The 17,472-nt window shown below is 68.3% G+C and carries 17 protein-coding genes; 4 read left to right on the top strand and 13 right to left on the bottom strand.

All coding sequences use genetic code 11. The features are described 5' to 3' along the window. Positions 1-62: 62 nt before the first annotated feature. Positions 63-746, bottom strand: coding sequence for a hypothetical protein (locus ACUYM2_RS00735; RefSeq protein ID WP_481598323.1), 684 nt, complete (start codon positions 744-746; stop codon positions 63-65). 246 nt (positions 747-992) lie between these two features. On the opposite strand from ACUYM2_RS00735, the gene ACUYM2_RS00730 reads away from it, so the two are divergent. Beyond that, entirely contained in the window at positions 993-1,829 is an 837-nt protein-coding gene (locus ACUYM2_RS00730; RefSeq protein ID WP_481601364.1) for an HhH-GPD family protein, read from the top strand. Between the two features lie 13 nt (positions 1,830-1,842). Here the strand turns inward: ACUYM2_RS00730 and dhaM are convergent, their stop codons facing one another. The 6 genes from dhaM to ACUYM2_RS00700 all read right to left on the bottom strand — a co-directional run bounded on the left by dhaM (position 1,843) and on the right by ACUYM2_RS00700 (position 7,231). Next, the gene (gene dhaM / locus ACUYM2_RS00725) at positions 1,843-2,517 is read right to left on the bottom strand and encodes a dihydroxyacetone kinase phosphoryl donor subunit DhaM (protein ID WP_481598322.1); all 675 of its coding nucleotides are present in this window, start codon (positions 2,515-2,517) and stop codon (positions 1,843-1,845) included. Further along, positions 2,514-3,140 (bottom strand): dihydroxyacetone kinase subunit DhaL, encoded by a 627-nt coding sequence (gene dhaL, locus ACUYM2_RS00720; protein WP_481598321.1) that lies wholly within the window; start codon positions 3,138-3,140, stop codon positions 2,514-2,516. The genes dhaM and dhaL overlap by 4 nt, the downstream gene beginning before the upstream one ends. Before the next feature lie 2 nt (positions 3,141-3,142). After that, a complete protein-coding gene (gene dhaK / locus ACUYM2_RS00715; RefSeq protein ID WP_481598320.1) occupies positions 3,143-4,144 on the bottom strand; it encodes a dihydroxyacetone kinase subunit DhaK in 1,002 nt (333 codons plus the stop codon). A gap of 98 nt (positions 4,145-4,242) precedes the next feature. Further along, entirely contained in the window at positions 4,243-4,398 is a 156-nt protein-coding gene (locus ACUYM2_RS00710; protein WP_481598319.1) for a hypothetical protein, read from the bottom strand. A gap of 137 nt (positions 4,399-4,535) precedes the next feature. Next, positions 4,536-5,045, bottom strand: a complete 510-nt coding sequence (locus ACUYM2_RS00705) for an amino-acid N-acetyltransferase (protein ID WP_481598318.1) — start codon at positions 5,043-5,045, stop codon at positions 4,536-4,538. A gap of 65 nt (positions 5,046-5,110) precedes the next feature. After that, positions 5,111-7,231 carry a S9 family peptidase gene (locus ACUYM2_RS00700; RefSeq protein ID WP_481598317.1) on the bottom strand — a complete coding sequence of 707 codons (2,121 nt, stop codon included), beginning with the start codon at positions 7,229-7,231 and terminating at the stop codon, positions 5,111-5,113. A 127-nt stretch (positions 7,232-7,358) separates the two neighbouring features. Here ACUYM2_RS00700 and ACUYM2_RS00695 point away from each other — a divergent pair, with 127 nt between their 5' ends. Beyond that, positions 7,359-7,802: a QcrA and Rieske domain-containing protein gene (locus ACUYM2_RS00695; protein ID WP_481598316.1), complete on the top strand. Its 444-nt coding sequence runs from the start codon at positions 7,359-7,361 to the stop codon at positions 7,800-7,802. Between the two features lie 117 nt (positions 7,803-7,919). Here the strand turns inward: ACUYM2_RS00695 and ACUYM2_RS00690 are convergent, their stop codons facing one another. From ACUYM2_RS00690 to lysS, 4 genes are all read right to left on the bottom strand, one after another. Continuing rightward, complete coding sequence (locus ACUYM2_RS00690) at positions 7,920-10,412, bottom strand: ATP-dependent Clp protease ATP-binding subunit (protein ID WP_481598315.1); 2,493 nt, start codon at positions 10,410-10,412, stop codon at positions 7,920-7,922. Positions 10,413-10,783: 371 nt separating this feature from the next. Beyond that, entirely contained in the window at positions 10,784-11,110 is a 327-nt protein-coding gene (locus tag ACUYM2_RS00685; RefSeq protein ID WP_481598314.1) for a histone-like nucleoid-structuring protein Lsr2, read from the bottom strand. A gap of 138 nt (positions 11,111-11,248) precedes the next feature. Further along, positions 11,249-11,437: a hypothetical protein gene (locus ACUYM2_RS00680; protein WP_481598313.1), complete on the bottom strand. Its 189-nt coding sequence runs from the start codon at positions 11,435-11,437 to the stop codon at positions 11,249-11,251. 2 nt (positions 11,438-11,439) lie between these two features. Further along, positions 11,440-12,972 carry a lysine--tRNA ligase gene (gene lysS, locus ACUYM2_RS00675; RefSeq protein WP_481598312.1) on the bottom strand — a complete coding sequence of 511 codons (1,533 nt, stop codon included), beginning with the start codon at positions 12,970-12,972 and terminating at the stop codon, positions 11,440-11,442. A gap of 254 nt (positions 12,973-13,226) precedes the next feature. Between lysS and ACUYM2_RS00670 the strand changes: the two genes are divergently transcribed. Both ACUYM2_RS00670 and ACUYM2_RS00665 read left to right on the top strand, forming a co-directional pair. Beyond that, complete coding sequence (locus ACUYM2_RS00670) at positions 13,227-13,850, top strand: thymidine kinase (protein WP_481598311.1); 624 nt, start codon at positions 13,227-13,229, stop codon at positions 13,848-13,850. Between the two features lie 46 nt (positions 13,851-13,896). Then, entirely contained in the window at positions 13,897-14,730 is an 834-nt protein-coding gene (locus tag ACUYM2_RS00665) for an alpha/beta fold hydrolase (RefSeq protein WP_481598310.1), read from the top strand. A 145-nt stretch (positions 14,731-14,875) separates the two neighbouring features. On the opposite strand, the gene ACUYM2_RS00660 is transcribed toward ACUYM2_RS00665, so the two are convergent. Both ACUYM2_RS00660 and panC read right to left on the bottom strand, forming a co-directional pair. Continuing rightward, positions 14,876-16,378 (bottom strand): DHA2 family efflux MFS transporter permease subunit, encoded by a 1,503-nt coding sequence (locus ACUYM2_RS00660; protein ID WP_481598309.1) that lies wholly within the window; start codon positions 16,376-16,378, stop codon positions 14,876-14,878. A 206-nt stretch (positions 16,379-16,584) separates the two neighbouring features. Then, complete coding sequence (panC, locus tag ACUYM2_RS00655) at positions 16,585-17,472, bottom strand: pantoate--beta-alanine ligase (RefSeq protein WP_481598308.1); 888 nt, start codon at positions 17,470-17,472, stop codon at positions 16,585-16,587.

Here is a 17,472-nt window from a genome sequence, read left to right as displayed (position 1 = left end):
GGCTGCTCCGTAACCGCCCTTATGGACCGGCAAAACGGCATCTGCGAAGCACTCGAAAAGGATTAACCGAGCTGGAAGACGGCCCTTGGGCTGGTCTTGTTTCCCAGCCGGGCGGTGAAGACATAGGTTCCGCCCGCAGGTTTGGCGTCGACCGCGGCGCAGCCCTGGACGGTGCGGTTGCGTTGCCACGGGAAGTTGGCCGTCTCGCTCCGGCCGGGGCGGATGGTCTTGACCAAGTCGCTGCTTTCCGCCTGGCAGTCCCTGGACGAGAAGATCCGGTCCGAGCCGCTGGTGATCAGGTACTCCATCTGCGAGGTCCCGATGTTGACCTCACAGGGCACCTGGTTTCCGTTGGTGACCTTCAGGGTGAGCAACGGGTTCTCGCCTGCGGCGTAGGCGGCCTTGTCCGTTGCCGCGGAGACCGTCAGCAGCTTCTGGTCGCAGCCGGCGCTCGGGCTGGGCGTGGCGGACGCCTGCGGGCTTGCGGTGCCGGTACTCGCCGGCGTTTCGGGCCGGGGGGAGCCGCTGCCGGCGGCCTCCGGTGTTGCACCGTTCATGGCGTTGGAGATCGCCGCGAATCCACCGACTGCGAGGGCAAGCACCAGTAGCAGGATCGCCCCGGCGAAGAGCCGCCGGCGTCGGTAAAGGGAGCTGACCGGCTTCCGCACCGGCCTGCCGTTGGTCTTTGCCTTGGCGGAAGCCTTCGGTCCCGAACCGTGAGTTCCTGAATTGCCTTGCCTGACCATCCTCCTAGGTTAGAGAACGCCGCGGTCCAGACTGACCCACCACGCCGCCGGCGGCACTATGGTCCGCATCTCTATTAAGCTGGTTCGATCAAAGCCTTAGCCGATTCCCCCACCCTCCCGGCCGTCGCTGCCGTCCCCGCCCAGCCGGCCGTGCCGCTCGAGCAACTGCACGCCACCCTGGCCTCCTGGTTTGCCGACACCGCCCGGGACCTTCCTTGGCGGGCCGCCGACTGCTCCGCCTGGGGCGTGTTGGTCAGCGAAATCATGCTGCAGCAGACCCCCGTGGTGCGGGTGCGGCCGGTCTGGGAAGAATGGCTGCTTCGCTGGCCCGCCCCCGCCGATCTCGCCCTGGAGCCTGCCGGCGAGGCGGTCCGGTCCTGGGGTCGGCTGGGCTATCCGCGGCGGGCGCTTCGGCTGCATGCGGCCGCCGTCGCGATTGTGAACGACCACGACGGCGAGGTGCCCGGCAGCTACCCGGATCTGCTGGAACTTCCCGGCGTGGGCAGCTACACCGCGGCCGCCGTCGCCGCCTTTGCTTTCGGCCGCAGGGAGACGGTGGTGGACACCAACATCCGCCGGGTCCACGCACGCCTCTTTACCGGGGCCGCGCTGCCGGCGCCGGCGTTGACGGCCGGGGAGATGCGGCTGGCCGCGCAGCTGCTGCCCGACGACGATGCCGCCTCGGTCCGCTGGAACGCCGCCGTGATGGAACTGGGGGCGGTGGTCTGCACCGCGCGGTCGCCGAAATGCGGCGAATGCCCCGTCCGCGCTGCGTGTGCCTGGCTCGCAGCCGGCGAGCCGCCGCCCACCTACACGCCCAAGGGGCAGGCCTGGCACGGGACGGACCGGCAGGTTCGGGGGGCCGTGATGGCGGTCCTGCGGATGGCCGAGGAGCCGGTGGCCCGGGAGCTGCTGGAGCGCGCCCCCGCGGACCTGGGGTTCGGCGCCGAGGGGATCGGCGTCCCGCTGGCGGCGCTGCACCGGCTGGACTCGGCGCCCGAGCAGCTTGAACGGGCCGTTGCGGGGCTGCTGAGCGACGGCCTGGCCGAGCTGCATCCCGGCGGCCTGCGGCTCCCGGGGTGACCTTGGCCTAGGGCTAGGGCTCGCCGAAGCCGGCGCTGATCAGTCCGCCGAGGTAGTCCACCGCTTTGGCTGCGTCCGCGCCGCTGGCCTCAATGTGCAGTACGGTCCCCTTACCCGCGCCGAGCATCATGAGCTCTGTCATTGAGGCGCCGTCGACGCCGTTAATGGTCACGTCGGCGTCCATTCCGGCTAGGCCGCCGGCAATCTTGGCAGCCGGCCGCGCGTGCATCCCGGCCTGGTTGACGAGTTCGAAGTCGCCTTGGGCATCCGGCGGCTGCTGGTGCTCGTGCTCGGGCGCGTGCGGGTGGGCCGGGGGGCGATAGACGGCTTCGGCTGCGTCTTTCACCGTTCCGGCGTCGGCCCCCGCCTGGGCGGAAACGGCGGCGGCGACGAGGCCCTCGACAAGCGGGGCATCGGCCAGGTGGATGGACTCCGGATCGGCGGCGAACTCGACCGCTGATTCCGCGGTCATGACGGCGGAGCCAAGGTCGGTGAGCACCACGATCCCGCTACCTCCGGCCGCCCGTTCCAGGGCGGCCATCACCTTCTCCAGGCTGGTCCCGATCCGGCCGTCGTCGGTGCCGCCCGCCGCGACGATCACAACGTCGGGGGCCATTTGGGCGGCAAGTTCGACGGCGCCGTCGGCGATCTTTTCGCTGTGGGAGACGACGACGAGCCCGACTGTCATCCGGCGGCCCCCACGGCGGCGCGCAGGATCAGGGCGCTGGAGACGGCGCCGGGGTCGCGGTGGCCGATGCTGCGCTCCCCCAGGTAGCTGGCACGGCCTTTCCGGGCCAGCATCGGGTCGGTGGACACAGCCCCGGCTTCGGCCGCGTCGGCCGCCGCGGCCAACACTTTGCGGACATCGCCGTCGCCGGCCGCGGTCGCGGAGGCATCCACCGCCGGCGTCCAGGCATCCACCATCGTTTTGTCCCCGGATTCGGCCTTGCCCCGGGCCACGATGCCGTCACGGGCCGCCTGCAGGGCGGCGGCGAGCGTGGCGGCGTCAATGTCGGCGGCATCGCCAAGTGCCGTGGCGGCGCGCAGGAAAGCCGTTCCGTACAGCGGCCCGGCGGCGCCGCCCACCTTCGACATCAGGGTCATGGCGGTCAGCTTCAGCGCCGCCCCGGCGGTCTCGGGGGGCGATTCAGAGAGTTTGTCCATCACGGCCTTGAACCCGCGGTCCATGTTCTCGCCGTGGTCGGAGTCCCCGATCGGCCGGTCCAGTTCAATAAGTTCGACCCGGTGCTCTGCCATTGCCTCCGCGGAAAGCGTCAGCCACCGCACCGCCCAGTCGACATCCAGCCCCACGTTCAGACGCCCCAGCGGAGGGCGGCGGTGTGGACGGGCGCGTCCCAAAGGGCGGTCATTTCGTCGTCGAGGCGCAGGACGGTGATGGAGCAGCCCTGCATCTCAAGCGAGGTGATGTAGTTCCCCACCAGCGAGCGCTCCACGGTGACGCCCTGATCAGCGAGTCGCTGCGCGGCCCGGCGGTAGACGATGTAGAGCTCGCTCTGCGGTGTGCCTCCCATGCCGTTGACGAACAACAGGACCCTGTCCCCCGAGGCGAGGCCGAGGTCGCTGACCACGGGGTCCAGCAGCCGGTCCGTGATGCCGTCGGCGGCCTCCATGGGGATTTTGTGCCGGCCGGGCTCGCCGTGGATGCCGATGCCGATTTCGATTTCGTTGTCCTCGAGCTCAAAGCTGGGCACCCCGGCGTGCGGGACGGTGCAGGCGCTCAGGGCCACGCCCATGCTGCGCACGTTCTGGTTGACGCGGTCGCCGATGGCCGCGACGGCGTCGAGGCTGTCGCCGCGCTCGGCTGCGGCGCCGGCGATCTTCTCGACCAGGACCGTTCCGCCTACGCCGCGGCGCCCCGCCGTGTAGAGCGAGTCCTGCACGGCGACGTCGTCGTTGACCAGTACGGTGCGGACCTCCACTCCCTCGGCCTGCGCCAGTTCCGCGGCGGTCTCGAAGTTCAGTACGTCGCCGGTGTAGTTCTTCACGATGTGCACGACGCCGGCACCGGAGTTCACCGCGAGCGTGGCCGGCAGGATCTGGTCCGGCGTGGGTGAGGTGAACACAGCGCCGGGAACCGCGGCGTCGAGCATGCCCATTCCGACGTAGCCGCCATGCAGAGGCTCGTGGCCGCTGCCGCCGCCGGAGACCAGACCGACTTTCCCCGCCACCGGGGCGTCTTTCCGGACGATGTATTTGGGATCCGGGTAGACGGTCACGAGGTCGGCGTGGGCAAGCCCGAACCCCTCCACTGACTCGTCGACCACGGCCTTGGGATCGTTGATGAGTTTCTTCATGGCTGTGCTCCCTGGATGGTTGTCCTGGCTGCTTGCTTAGACCCTACTACCGGGGCCCTGCCAGCGGTAGGCTCCCGGCGCGGCCACCGCCAAGGGGCTCAGGGACCGTCCGCAGCCTCCGGCGCGAAGCTAGGCCAGGCGTCCGGGCCAAGCGCAGCCCGGGCCCGGCGGGAGGAGGCGTCGCCCGGCGCGCCGCCGGAGCTGCCGCCCGCGCCGGAGGCATCCGGCACAACCGGTACGGAGTCGACCGTCATTTGGAATGCGGAGAAATCTGGAAAAATCACGCGATTCTGCAATTTCTGCCTCCGGAAGCTGGCGGCCCGCCCCCACGGGCCGGGATCAGTTTATCCACCATGTTGATTTGGCGGTAGACCCCCGCAGGAAGCGCAGCCTAGAGCGTCCGGATCATCCGGGTGTTGCCGAGCGTGTTGGGTTTGACCCGGGCGAGGTCCAGGAATTCGGCAACGCCTTCGTCATGCGAGCGCAGGAGCTCCGAGTACACCACAGGGTCCACGGCTGTCTGGTCAGCCATAACGTCGAAGCCGTGCCTCTTGAAGAACTCCACCTCGAAGGTCAGGCAGAACACGCGGGAGACACCCAGCGCCTTCGCGTCCTCAAGCAGGCGCTCCACCAGCAGGTGCCCTACGCCCTTGCCGCGCCACGCGTCGGACGTTGCAAGGGTGCGCACCTCGGCCAGGTCGTCCCACATCACGTGCAGGGCCCCGCAGCCGATCACCTCGCCGTCGGGCGCCTCTGCGATCCGGAACTCCTGGAGGCTTTCGTAGTACGCGACGGTTTCCTTGGCCATCAGGATCCGCTGGTCGGCCAGGGGTGCCACCAGGGTCTTGATTGCGCCGACGTCGCCGGTGCGGGCAGGGCGGATGCGGATCGTCTCAGTCACAGCCCAATCCTACGGCGCGGGCCAGCTCCGCCCCCGCCCGGGGCCGGAGCGGGGGACGGGCGGGGTCAGAGACCGAGTCCGTCGGGGACGGGGAGGTCCTTGTCCAGCAGGTTTTTCGCCAGGAAGTGCTCGACGACGCCGTACCAGACCTTGGCGTGCTGCGGCTGCAGGATCCAGTGGTTCTCGTCCGGGAAGTAGAGGAAGCGGTGGTCGGTCTCGCCGTTATCATCGGCTGGCAGCCGGGACTTGGAGAGCAGCTCGTACCAGAGCCGCAGCCCCTCCCCGATCGGTACCCGGTAGTCCTTGTCGCCGTGGATGACCAGCATCGGTGTGCGGATGTTCTCCACGTGCAGGTGCGGCGAGTTCTCCGCAGCCATCTCTGCCGTCATTTCCTTGAGCCAGTACTGCGCGGCGTCTGTCGTGGGGCCGAACTGGTCCAGGGCCCAAAGGCTGGCGTGCGTGACGATGGCCTTGAACCGGTCCGTGTGGCCCGCCACCCAGTTGGCCATGTAGCCGCCGAACGATCCGCCCATGGCCGCGGTGCGTGTCTCGTCGATGTCGGGACGCTGCTCGACGGCGTCGGTGATGGCCATCAGGTCCAGGAAGGGCGCCTTGCCCCACTCGCCCCAGCCTCGCTGGATGTGGTCCTGGCCGTAGCCGGTCGACAGGGCCGGGTCCGGTAGCAGCACTGCGTAGCCCCGGGCGACGAGCAGCCACGGGTTCCAGCGCCAGGTCCAGGCGTTCCAGGATCCCAGCGGGCCGCCGTGGATCCAGAGCAGCAGCGGGGCCGGGTTTCCGGCCGAGGCGCCTTCCGGCAGGGCCAGGTACGCCGGCACCCGGGCGCCGTCGGCCGAGGTCGTTTCCACCCGTTCGAGCGTGCCGCGGTAGGCGGGGCGCTCCGCCGGGGCCGGCAGCCGGGTGACGCCCCCGCCGGCGAGGTCGATCCGGACGGCCTCCGCCGGGAATTCGTAGGAGCTGCGCAGCGCGTAAGCGGTGCGTCCATCCGAGGAGACGGCGACGTCGGTGTAGGCGGCTGCGTCGGCCGTCAACCGCGCCGGCGCGGAGTCTCCGCCGCCCGACCCGGGGACGGGAATCCGGAACACCGGGCAGGCCCCGTCCTCGTCGGCCGTCACGAGCAGGGCGGAGCCGTCCGGCAGCCAGGCCGCCGGGTGCGGCCAGCGGTCCCAGCCCGGCGCGAGCGGCGTCAGGCCGGTGCCGCCGTCGTCGGCCGAGACATCGAGCAGGTGCAGCCTGACCTGCGGTGCCTGCTCCGGAGTCGTCTCGGTCTCGCTCAGCACCGCCAGGGTCCGGCCGTCGGGGCTGACCGGACCGGGGAAGTAGCTCATGCCCTCGGTGTCCAGCAGGGTCCGGCAGGTGCCGGTGGCGACGTCGACCGCCACGAGCACGGTGCGGGAGTCGGCGTTGGCGAGCGGTCTGGTGAAGCTGCTGTAGAGGGTTTTCCCGTCCGGGCTGACGACGGTTTCCGCCTCGCGGAGCCCGTTCCCGGCGTCGGGGGTCAGGTTGCGCAGTGTGACCGGTGGGACGGCGTCGACCGTTGCCGGCTTGCCGGGCTCCGGCTCGGCGCCCGGCTCGACCGCGAACAGCCGCGGTTGCGCGGGACCCAGGTCCGCGTCCCAATACCGCACCGGGTAGCCGCTGTGCAGGATCGCTGCGACCTTGTTGTCTTTGCGGTCCTTGCGGCGCTCCTCGTCGTTGTCCTCGTCGATGGATCCGGCGAGCACCGACGCTGTCAGGAAGAGGGCATCGGCGTCCTTTGCCGCCAAGAGGCTCCCGACGCCGCCGGCGCGGGAGAGCGCGACGCGGGCCTCGCCGCCGTCGGACGGAAGGACCCAGAGCGCATTGACCGGCTCGGCGTCCGGGCTCTCGGGGTCCGGCCGCGCGGAGGTGAAGTACAGGTTGCCGTCCGCCGCGAACACGGCGCCGGCCTCGCCCTTGGCGCTGCGGGTAATCCGCCGGGCCTGTTTCTTGCCATCGGGGTCCAGTTCCCACAACGCCGTCCGGAACTCCGTACCCTTGTCGTTGAGCGTGGCCACCGTGGTGATGAGCCTTCTGCCGTCGGGACTCAGTGCCAGGCCGCCCACCCTCGGGATGGCGAGGTAGTGGTCGAGGTCGTGGAAGGGGGTCTCGGGGTGTTCGCCCGGGGTCTGCGTGTCAGAAGAAGCCATGCCCCCGATTCAACACCGCCTGTGCCCCGGATCACACCCCGTTCACTTAGAGTGAAACACTGCTTTCAGATTGGGGCCGCCGCGGAAATCGCAGCGGGCTTTCAGGCAGAGTTGGCATGATGGGGCTATGAACCCTGAAAAGTCCCTGCCCCGACGTTCTATTTTGCTGGGTGCCGGCGCCCTCGGGGGCGGCGCCCTGGCCCTCTCGGCGTGCGCCGCTTCACCCACCGGCACTCCCGCGACGACGGCGGCCGGCCCCTCAGTTCCGGCCGGCACCCCGGTCCGGGTCGGCAAGCTCAGCGAGGTGAAGGTGGGCAGCACGGCCACCGGAAATGTCAACGGCAAAACGGTGGTGATCTTCCGGCAGGATGACAAGACCGTGCTGGCGTACGACGCGGCCTGCACGCATGCCGGCTGCCCGGTGGCCCCGGCCGGAGAAGACTTCGAGTGCCCGTGCCATGGTTCCTCCTTCAAGGGATCCGACGGCAGCGTGGTCAACGGCCCGGCACAGGCGCCGCTGGCCAGGTTGAAGGCGGCCATCGACGGCGAATGGATCACCGTGACCGCCTGACTCCGCCGCGCCGGGAAAGGTGCGCAAACAGCAAAAAAGGCCCCGGCCGCCTCCTTGAAGGAAGCGGCCGGGGCCTTGGCTTGTCGCCCGAGGAGTTGCTACCCGGGCGCTGAGTACCTAGACGCTCGGAGCGATTTCCGGGATGCGCGGCTTGGCGTTGCCGGCGAAGGTGAACTTCGCGTCGTCGCCTTCGCCCTCCACGTCAACCACCACGATGTCGCCGGCGTGCAGCTCGCCGAAGAGGATCTTCTCGGAGAGCTGGTCCTCGATCTCGCGCTGGATGGTACGGCGCAGCGGCCGGGCACCCATCGCCGGATCGTAACCGCGGGTGGCGAGCAGCACCTTGGCCGCGGGCGTGAGCTCGATGCCCATGTCCTTGTCCTTGAGGCGCTTCTCCAGGCGGTTGACGAACAGGTCCACGATCTCGATGATCTCGTCCTGGGTCAACTGCGGGAACACCACCACGTCGTCAACACGGTTCAGGAACTCGGGGCGGAAGTGCTGCTTGAGCTCCTCCGTGACCCGGGCACGCATCCGGTTGTAGCCGGTCTGCGTGTCCGTCCCCGACTGGAAGCCGGTGGCGACGCTCTTGGAGATGTCCCTGGTGCCGAGGTTCGTGGTCATGATGATCACGGTGTTCTTGAAGTCCACCACGCGGCCTTGGGAGTCGGTCAGGCGGCCGTCTTCCAGGATCTGCAGCAGCGAGTTGAAGAGGTCGGCGTGCGCCTTCTCCACTTCGTCGAACAGCACCACGGAGAACGGACGACGCCGGACCTTCTCGGTCAGCTGGCCGCCCTCCTCGTAGCCCACGTAGCCCGGGGGGGCACCGAAGAGCCGGGAGACGGTGTGCTTCTCCGAGTACTCGGACATGTCCAGCGTGATCAGCGCGTCTTCCTCGCCGAACAGGAACTCCGCGAGTGCCTTGGCCAGCTCGGTCTTGCCGACGCCGGTGGGGCCGGCGAAGATGAACGAGCCGCCCGGACGCTTCGGGTCCTTCAGGCCGGCACGGGTGCGGCGGATCGCCTGGGACAGGGCCTTGATGGCCTCGTTCTGGCCGACCACACGCTTGTGCAGTTCGTCTTCCATCTTCAGCAGGCGCGAGGACTCTTCCTCGGTCAGCTTGAAGACCGGGATGCCGGTGGAGTTCGCCAGCACCTCGGCGATGAGATCCTCATCCACCTCGGAGATGTCGTCCATGCCGCCGGTCTTCCACTGGCGTTCCTTCTCGGCGCGCTCGGTAATGAGCTTCTGTTCCTTGTCGCGCAGCGAGGCGGCGCCTTCGAAGTCCTGCGCGTCGATCGCGGATTCCTTCTCGAGCTTCATGGCCGCGATCTTCTCGTCCATGACCTTGAGCTCCGGCGGGGCCGTCATTCGTCGGATGCGCAGCCGGGCACCGGCTTCGTCGATCAGGTCGATCGCCTTGTCCGGCAGGAAGCGGTCCGAGATGTAGCGCTCGGAGAGGCTGGCAGCCGAGGCGAGGGCGCCGTCGGTGATGGTGACGCGGTGGTGCGCTTCATAGCGGTCACGCAGGCCCTTGAGGATCTCGATCGCGTCGGCGACGGAGGGCTCCTTGACCTGGATCGGCTGGAAGCGGCGCTCCAGGGCGGCATCCTTCTCAATGTGCTTGCGGTACTCATCCAGCGTGGTCGCACCGATGGTCTGGAGCTCGCCGCGGGCCAGCATCGGCTTCAGGATCGAGGCCGCGTCGATGGCACCTTCGGCAGCGCCGGCACCGACCAGGGTGTGGATCTCATCGATGAACAGGATGATGTCGCCACGGGTGCGGATCTCCTTGAGGACCTTCTTGAGGCGCTCTTCGAAGTCACCGCGGTAGCGGGAGCCGGCTACGAGGGACCCGAGGTCCAGCGTGTACAGCTGCTTGTCCTTGATGGTCTCCGGCACGTCGCCGCGGACGATCGCCTGGGCCAGGCCCTCGACGACGGCGGTCTTGCCGACGCCGGGTTCGCCGATCAGCACCGGGTTGTTCTTGGTGCGGCGGGAAAGGACCTGCATGACGCGTTCCATTTCCTGCTCGCGGCCGATCACCGGGTCCAGCTTGTTTTCCCGGGCGGCCTGGGTCAGGTTGCGGCCGAACTGGTCGAGGACGACCGAACCGGCGGGGGTGCCTTCGGCCTGGCCGGGGCCAACGCCAGCACCCGTGGTTTCCTTACCCTGGTAGCCGGAGAGCAGCTGGATGACCTGCTGCCGGACGCGGTTCAGGTCCGCTCCGAGCTTGACCAGCACCTGGGCTGCCACACCTTCACCCTCGCGGATGAGGCCGAGCAGGATGTGCTCGGTGCCGATGTAGTTGTGGCCCAGCTGCAGGGCTTCGCGCAGCGAGAGCTCCAGCACCTTCTTGGCCCGCGGGGTGAAGGGGATGTGGCCGGACGGGGCCTGCTGGCCCTGGCCGATGATCTCCTGCACCTGCTCGCGGACACCGTCGAGCGAGATGCTCAGCGACTCGAGGGCTTTGGCGGCAACACCTTCACCCTCATGGATCAGACCCAAGAGGATGTGTTCGGTACCAATGTAATTGTGGTTCAGCATGCGTGCCTCTTCTTGGGCAAGCACAACTACGCGACGGGCACGGTCCGTAAATCGCTCAAACATTTCGCCACACTCCTAGCTACGACGTACTTTGATGCTACGTGGCGGAGTTGCAGATTTGGGGCTTGTTCGCCACGGGGGAAACCGGGACTCCTGCGCGCCCCCTTCCGGGGCCGCGACCAGCGTTGATCCGGGTGCCCGGCCACGCTCCTGCCCGGTTGTTCCTGCCGCCACCGGCCCAGGCCCGGAATGTCCCGGTGTGTCCCGGCGTCTAAGCCGCTTGTCGAGCCAACAACCGGGCTGGAACGCAACAGCACGATCAACATGTCAGCACCCGCGGCCGGACATGACAAAGCCCCCGCCGGAAGACGGGGGCTTTGTCAGTGCCTATTGCAGCCCGGCACCGGGCCGACGCTGCGGACAGCCAGGCCTCGCTAGGAATTTGCCTTTTGGTAGGCTTCCTGAATTTCGGCCTGGATACGGCCGCGGCTGTTTACCGCATAGCCGTTGTCCCGTGCCCATTGACGGATCTGTGCCGAGTCCTGATTACGGCCTCCCGAGACTTTTGTCCTGGTTGCCCGGCCGCTTGATGTTTTACGGGCGTGGGATACGTACCGCTCGACTGCCGAGCGGAGTTCCGACGCATTGCTTGAGGACAGGTCAATTTCATAACTGACGCCGTCCAGGCCAAACCGGACAGTTTCGTCCGCGGATCCCCCATCCAGATCATCAACGAGGATGATTTTAACTTTCTGTGCCATAAAAACTCTCTTTTCAAAAGGATGAGTATTTAGAAAAGCAGGATGTATCTGTAAAAAGTATCCATCGTTTTACGGCCGGGAGTCAAAGCGGAAATGCCCTTCCAAAGAAAATCCACAGGAGGGAATCACCCGCGCCTTTTAGCGCTGGTCGGGGGAATGCCCGTTTCCGGGGGCGGGATTCTGTTCCGGGCCGCGGGCTGATGCCTCCGCCTGGGCGCGGGCCTCCGCCTGGCGCTCGGATTTGTCGGCATTGAAAATGGCCTTCATGGCGAACCAGAAGATGAGCCCGACCACCACGGACGGGAGCAGGACGGCAATGTATTCCATGATCAGTGGCCTTCGGGCTTGAGCAGCGGGAAGAGGATGGTCTCGCGGATGCCGGCACCGGTGAAGAGCATCACCAGCCGGTCGATGCCCAGGCCGATGCCGCCCATCGGCGGCGCACCGTATTCAAGGGCGCGGAGGAAGTCCTCGTCCAGCTGCATGGCCTCGACGTCGCCGGCGGCCGAACGGCGGGACTGCTCGGAGAGGCGTTCACGCTGGATCACCGGGTCGATCAGTTCCGAGAACGCGGTGCCGCGTTCCATCCCGCCGATGATCAGGTCCCAGGCTTCGATCAGCCGGTTGTCCTCGCGGTGGTGGCGGGCCAGCGGCTGCGCGGAGGGCGGGTAGTCATAGACAAAGGTGGGGTTGAGCAGGGTCGGTTCGACCAGCTCGCCGAAGAGCTCGACCACGAGCTTCTCGGCGTCCCAGCCGGCGTCGACCTTGACCTCGTGCTTCTCAGCGAGGGCCAGCAGCTCCCCGACCGGCGTTTCCGGGGTGATCTCCTGGCCGACGAAGTCGGACAGTCCCGGGTACACGGCCATCCAGGCCCAATCGCCGTCGAGGTTGATCTCGCCGGCCTCGGTCTGCAGCACCCGGCCCACGCCGGCCGCATCGGCGGCGTCGAGGATGATCTCCTTGATGCGGTCCGCCATGACGAACTGGTCGGCCCACGCCTCGTAACTCTCCAGGGTGGTGAATTCGGGGCTGTGCGTGGAGTCAACGCCCTCGTTGCGGAAGACCCGGCCCATGTCGTAGACCCGGTCGATCCCGCCCACCACCGTGCGCTTGAGGTACAGCTCGGTAGCGATGCGCAGGGTCATCTTCTGGTCGAAAGCGTTCATGTGGGTCTCGAACGGACGGGCCGTGGCGCCGCCGTGCACCAGCTGCAGCATCGGGGTTTCCACCTCGACGTAGCCCTGGCGGTGCAGGGTTTCGCGGATCGAGCGCGTGATCGCGGCCCGGGTATAGACCATTTCGCGGGCCTCGTCGCGGACGATCAGGTCCACGTAGCGCTGGCGGACGCGCGTTTCCTCGTTGAGCTCGGCATGCAGCACCGGCAGGGGCCGAAGCGCCTTGGACGCCATGGACCACGACTCGGCCATCACGGAGAGCTCGCCACGGCGCGAGGAGATGACTTCGCCCTTGATGAAGACGTGGTCGCCGAGGTCAACCAGGGACTTCCAGTCCGCGAGCGCTTCCTCACCGATGTTGGCAAGGCTGAGCATGACCTGCAGCCGCACGGCTTTGCCGTCGAGCCCGCCCTCCTGGAGGGTGGCGAAGCAGAGCTTGCCGGTGTTGCGGATAAAGACGATGCGGCCGGTCACGCCGACGACGTCGCCGGTGGTCTCGTCGGCCACGAGGTGGGCGTACTTCTCGCGGATTTCGGTCAGCGAATGCGTACGCTCGACCCCCACCGGATACGCCTCGATGCCACGTTCGATCAGCTTGGCGCGCTTCTCCATCCGGACCAGCGTCTGTTCGCTGGCGTCGGCGTGCTCGGCGGCGGTGTGCGGGGCGGGGGTGTTTTGGGAAGTCACAATCCCCAAGTTTACCGGGAGTTCGCGCGCCGCCGGTGCGGCGGGGGTGGAATGGACCGGGAATGAACTCCCAGCCATCGAGACGTGGACGGTTCGGACCGACGACGGCGCGCGGCACCTCCGGACGCCGGGCTGCCCGGTGCACGGCTGCAACCGCCGCCGCAGGCCGCGCGCAGTTGAGGCTGCGGCGGCTGCGGCCGGCCCGCTGGCGTCTGGCACTAGAATCGGGTGCGACCTAAGTCGAAAGGACCCCCTTGGCCAAGCTCTACTTCCGCTACGGCGCGATGAACTCCGGCAAGTCGACGGGCCTGCTGCAGGCAGCGTTCAACTATGAGGAGCGCGGCCAGAGAGTGGTTCTCGCCAAGCCGGACATCGACACCAAGGGCGACGCCGACGTCGTGTCCCGGCTGGGGATGACCCGGTCGGTGGACTTCCTGATCCCTGCCGGGGCCTCCGCCCGGAAGCTGTTCTCCGCGCACGCCCATGGGGACGACCCGGACGCGCTGCTGCAGCACGTGGACACGCCGCCCGTGGCCTGCCTGCTGGTGGATGAGGCACAGTTCCTCGAGCCGGCACAGGTGGACGATCTGTTCCGCATCGCCGTGCTGGACAACGTCCCCGTGCTCGCCTACGGGATCCGCACCGACTTCCGGACCCGCGCCTTCCCCGGTTCGCTCCGGCTGCTGGAAATCGCGCACACCCTGGAGGAACTCAAGACGATCTGCCGCTGCGGCCGCAAGGCCATCTTCAACACCCGCCGGATCGGCGACGAGGTGGTGTTCGACGGCGACCAGGTGGCCATCGACGGCCAGGACGCCTGGTACGAGTCGCTGTGCGGGTCCTGCTACCTGGAGATCTCCGGCGGCCGGCTGGGCTAGCCGCTTCCCGCTGTGCGGTTCCGGGCGCCTCGGCTAGGCTCGGAGCATGACCCGCGAGAACATCAGAACGCCCGACGGCGGAACCCTCGAGCTTTTCAGCACGGGCGCGGAGCTTGCCGCGGCGGGTTCCGGCGTCGTCGTCGTGTCGGCCTCAATGGTGACGGCCGCCGACTACACCCGTTTCGCCCAGAAGCTCAGCGCCGCCCTGGGCCGCCCGGTGCACACGTTCAACCGCCGCGGCCGCGGCTCGTCCTCCCCGCAGCCGGAGGACTACACGCTGGACGTGGACATCCGTGACCTGGACGCCGTGATGAAGCACACCGCCAGCACCGACGTCTTCGGGCACAGCTTCGGCGGCGCTGTGGCGCTGCACGCGGCACGCACCCTGCCGGTGGAACGGCTGGCCGTGTACGACCCGGCCGTTTCCGTCAACCACAGCGTCACCGCGGACTGGACTGCCGAATACGAGCGGCTGACGGCGGCGGGCGACGACGACCGCGCCCTCGCCGTGCTGGTCCGCGGCCTCGAAACCGGAAGCGCCCTGTCCCGGATGCCGCTGTCCATGCTGACGCTGGCGAACAAGCTCACCGCCGGCACCCCCGTCGGCAAGCAGCTGCGCGAGCTGATGAAGACCGGTGTCCGGGAGATCAAGGCAATCATCGCCGCGGATATGCCGGCCGAGCCGTTCCTGGAGCTGCCGCTCGAGACGCTGATCATCGTGGGCGAGAAGAGCCCTGCGTACTTCGGGGTGGCCTGCGGGCAGATCCACGACGTGCTCTCGGGCTCCAGCTACACCATCCTGCCGGGCATGGGCCACGACGGGGTCAACAAGGCACCGGACAAGCTCATCGCCGAACTCAGCGAGTTCTTCGCCGGCTAGGACCCGCCTCCCCACCCCGGGGCGCGAACGGACAGTTGCGGCCCTCCGCGTAGCGCGAACGGACACTTGGCGCCCGCGGCATAGCGCGAACGGACACTTGCGGCCAGGGGCCCCAAGTGTACGTTCGCGCGAAAGACCGGCCCGCTTAGTGGCCGCCCGGGGCTGCCGCGCCGTCGGTCTTGCGCATCAGCAGGGACAGCACGACGGCGGCGAGTGCGATGGCGGCCGCGGTCAGGAACGCCGCGTGCATGCCGGCGACGATACCGGAGCCGGCCGAGACGGCCGCGAAGATGGAGACCAGCAACGCTGTGCCCGCCGCGCCCGCCACCTGCTGCAGGGTGCTCATGATGGCCGAGCCGTGGGAGTACAGATGCGGCGGCAATGGGTTCAGACCCGTGGTGAAGGCCGGGGTGAACAGCAGTGCCAGGCCCAGGCTCAGCGCCACATGCAGCGCGATGATCCAGCCGACCGGCGTCTGGCCGTCCAACCGGGAGAACTGCCACAGCGAGAGCACCATCATGACCGACCCGGTCACGGTCAGCGGCAACGGGCCCACCTTGTCGAAGAGCCGGCCGATGACCGGCCCCAGCAGCCCCATCGCCAGGCCGCCCGGGAGCAGGGCGAGACCCGTTTCGAGCGACTTCAGGCCCCGGACTTCCTGCAGGTACAGGGGCAGCAGGATCACGGCGCCGAACAGAGCAATCATCGCGACCACCAGCAGCAGCACGGACACGGTGAACATCCGGAAGTTGAACGCGCGCAAGTCCAGCAGCGGCGCCTTGGCCTTTTGCAGCCTGAGCTGGCGCAGGACAAAGGCCAGCAGGGCGACGCCGCCGACGGCGAGCGCCGCGACCGCCGGGACGGCGGCACCGCCGTCGCCGCCGCCGATCTGGCTCAGTCCGTACACAACTCCGCCGAAGGCCGGGACAGAAAGGACGACCGACAGCACGTCGAGACGGGTCTTCTCGTTCTCCCCGATGTTCTTCAGGAACCGGGCACCGATTCCGAACGCGAGCAGCGCGATGGGGAGGACGAACACGAACATGAACCGCCAGGAGAAGTGCTGCAGGATCACCCCGGAAACCGTCGGTCCCATGGCGGGTGCCACCGAGATCGCGATGCTCACGTTGCCCATCACGGCGCCGCGGCGTGAGACCGGGACCAGGGTGAGGATGGTGGTCATCAGCAGCGGAAGCATGATCGCGGTGCCGCCGGCCTGGACGATTCTGGCAAGAAGCAGGACTTCGAAGCCCGGTGCGAGCGACGCCAGCAGGGTGCCCGCCGAGAACAGCCCCATCGCCAGCATAAAGACCGCCCGGGTGGAGAGCCGCTGCAGGATGAAGCCGGTGGTGGGAATGACCACCGCCATGGTCAGCATGAAGCCGGTGGACAGCCACTGCACGGTGGGGGCGTCCACCCGCAGGTCCACCATCAGCCGCTGCAGGGCGACGTTCATGATGGTCTCATTGAGGATCACCACAAACGTCGCGACCAGCAGCGTGGCGATGACGGTGACGGACTCCCGTGACAGCTTCTCCGCCCCGGGCGCCGGGGCCTCCGCGCGCCGGACGGGCGCCGGGGGCACGACGGCGGTCCGGGGCGGCTGCGCCAGGGCCTCCCGCACGTTGGAGGGGGCATCTGCTGGCATGGTGATCCCCTTGGGAGTCGACGTTGGTTTCGGCGAACTATGTCGCCACTACGGTTTCCAACCCGGGAGGCGCGGCAGTAATTCCCCGTGCCGCAAAAGCGCCTGGCTGCGGCCCCCGGAGCGGCGCGAACGTACACTTGCGGCTCGCGGGAGGGGCCTCAAGTGTACGTTCGCGCAATAAGCAGTCAGAGCTGGAGTCTTGGACCTCAGGAGTCCAGCGGCACGTTGTCGATCAGCCGCACCGGGCCGACCCTGGCCGCGATCAGGACCAGGCCCTCGCCGCGGAACGGGGTCTCCCGGCAGTTCTCCGCGAGCGGCTCAAGGGTGCGCGGATCCACGACCTCGAAGTAGTCCAGTTCCACGAGGGGCTGGGATTCCACCAGCGCCCGGGCGGAGTCCAGGTCCAGGGGTTCGTGCGCGTTCGCGCGTTCCTCAACCAGCCGCAGCGCCCGGGACAGCACCAGGGCCGCCTCGCGCTCCTCGGCCGAGAGGAAACGGTTCCGGCTGGAGAGCGCCAGCCCGTCCGGGGACCGCACGATCGGCACCGGGACGATCTCCACCGGGAAGTTCAGGTCCGCCACCATGCGCTGCACGAGGGCCAGCTGCTGGGCGTCTTTCTGACCGAAGTAGGCCCGGTAGGTGGCCTGTCCCAACGCGGGCAGGCCGTAGTGCAGCAGCTTCGCCACCACCGTCAGGGCGCCATCGAAGTGCCCGGGCCGGGAGGCGCCCTCCCACTTCTCCGCCAGCACGCCGGAAGTGATCCGCACCATGGGTTCCCCGCCCGGGTACACCTCGTCCACCGCGGGCGCGAAGGCGAGGTCGACGCCTTCGGCCTCGAGCAGGGCCAGGTCCGCCTCCAGCGTCCGCGGGTACCGTTCAAGGTCCACGGTCTCGCCGAACTGCAGCGGGTTGACGAAGATGCTGGCAACCACAACGTCGTTTTGCGCGACGGCGGTGCGCGCCAGCTGGGCATGTCCCTCGTGCAGGGCGCCCATCGTCGGCACCAGCCCCTGCGAGGTACCGCGTTTCTCGGTGAGCAGGCGGGCGCTCTCGGCACGCAGCCGGGCAGCCGTGGTCACCAGCTGGATTGCCAT

The sequence above is a fragment of the Arthrobacter sp. SD1074B genome (assembly GCF_056780195.1).
This window is presented reverse-complemented; position numbering and strand designations above follow the sequence as displayed.

Excerpts from the sequence above, each read along its gene's own strand:
- ACUYM2_RS00735 (WP_481598323.1), bottom strand. The coding sequence starts at position 746 with ATGGTCAGGCAAGGCAATTCAGGAACTCACGGTTCGGGACCGAAGGCT.
- dhaM (WP_481598322.1), bottom strand. The coding sequence starts at position 2,517 with ATGACAGTCGGGCTCGTCGTCGTCTCCCACAGCGAAAAGATCGCCGAC.
- dhaK (WP_481598320.1), bottom strand. The coding sequence starts at position 4,144 with ATGAAGAAACTCATCAACGATCCCAAGGCCGTGGTCGACGAGTCAGTG.
- ACUYM2_RS00710 (WP_481598319.1), bottom strand. The coding sequence starts at position 4,398 with ATGACGGTCGACTCCGTACCGGTTGTGCCGGATGCCTCCGGCGCGGGC.
- ACUYM2_RS00700 (WP_481598317.1), bottom strand. The coding sequence starts at position 7,231 with ATGGCTTCTTCTGACACGCAGACCCCGGGCGAACACCCCGAGACCCCC.
- ACUYM2_RS00695 (WP_481598316.1), top strand. The coding sequence starts at position 7,359 with ATGAACCCTGAAAAGTCCCTGCCCCGACGTTCTATTTTGCTGGGTGCC.
- ACUYM2_RS00690 (WP_481598315.1), bottom strand. The coding sequence starts at position 10,412 with ATGTTTGAGCGATTTACGGACCGTGCCCGTCGCGTAGTTGTGCTTGCC.
- ACUYM2_RS00685 (WP_481598314.1), bottom strand. The coding sequence starts at position 11,110 with ATGGCACAGAAAGTTAAAATCATCCTCGTTGATGATCTGGATGGGGGA.
- ACUYM2_RS00680 (WP_481598313.1), bottom strand. The coding sequence starts at position 11,437 with ATGGAATACATTGCCGTCCTGCTCCCGTCCGTGGTGGTCGGGCTCATC.
- ACUYM2_RS00665 (WP_481598310.1), top strand. The coding sequence starts at position 13,897 with ATGACCCGCGAGAACATCAGAACGCCCGACGGCGGAACCCTCGAGCTT.
- ACUYM2_RS00660 (WP_481598309.1), bottom strand. The coding sequence starts at position 16,378 with ATGCCAGCAGATGCCCCCTCCAACGTGCGGGAGGCCCTGGCGCAGCCG.
- panC (WP_481598308.1), bottom strand. The coding sequence starts at position 17,472 with ATGGCAATCCAGCTGGTGACCACGGCTGCCCGGCTGCGTGCCGAGAGC.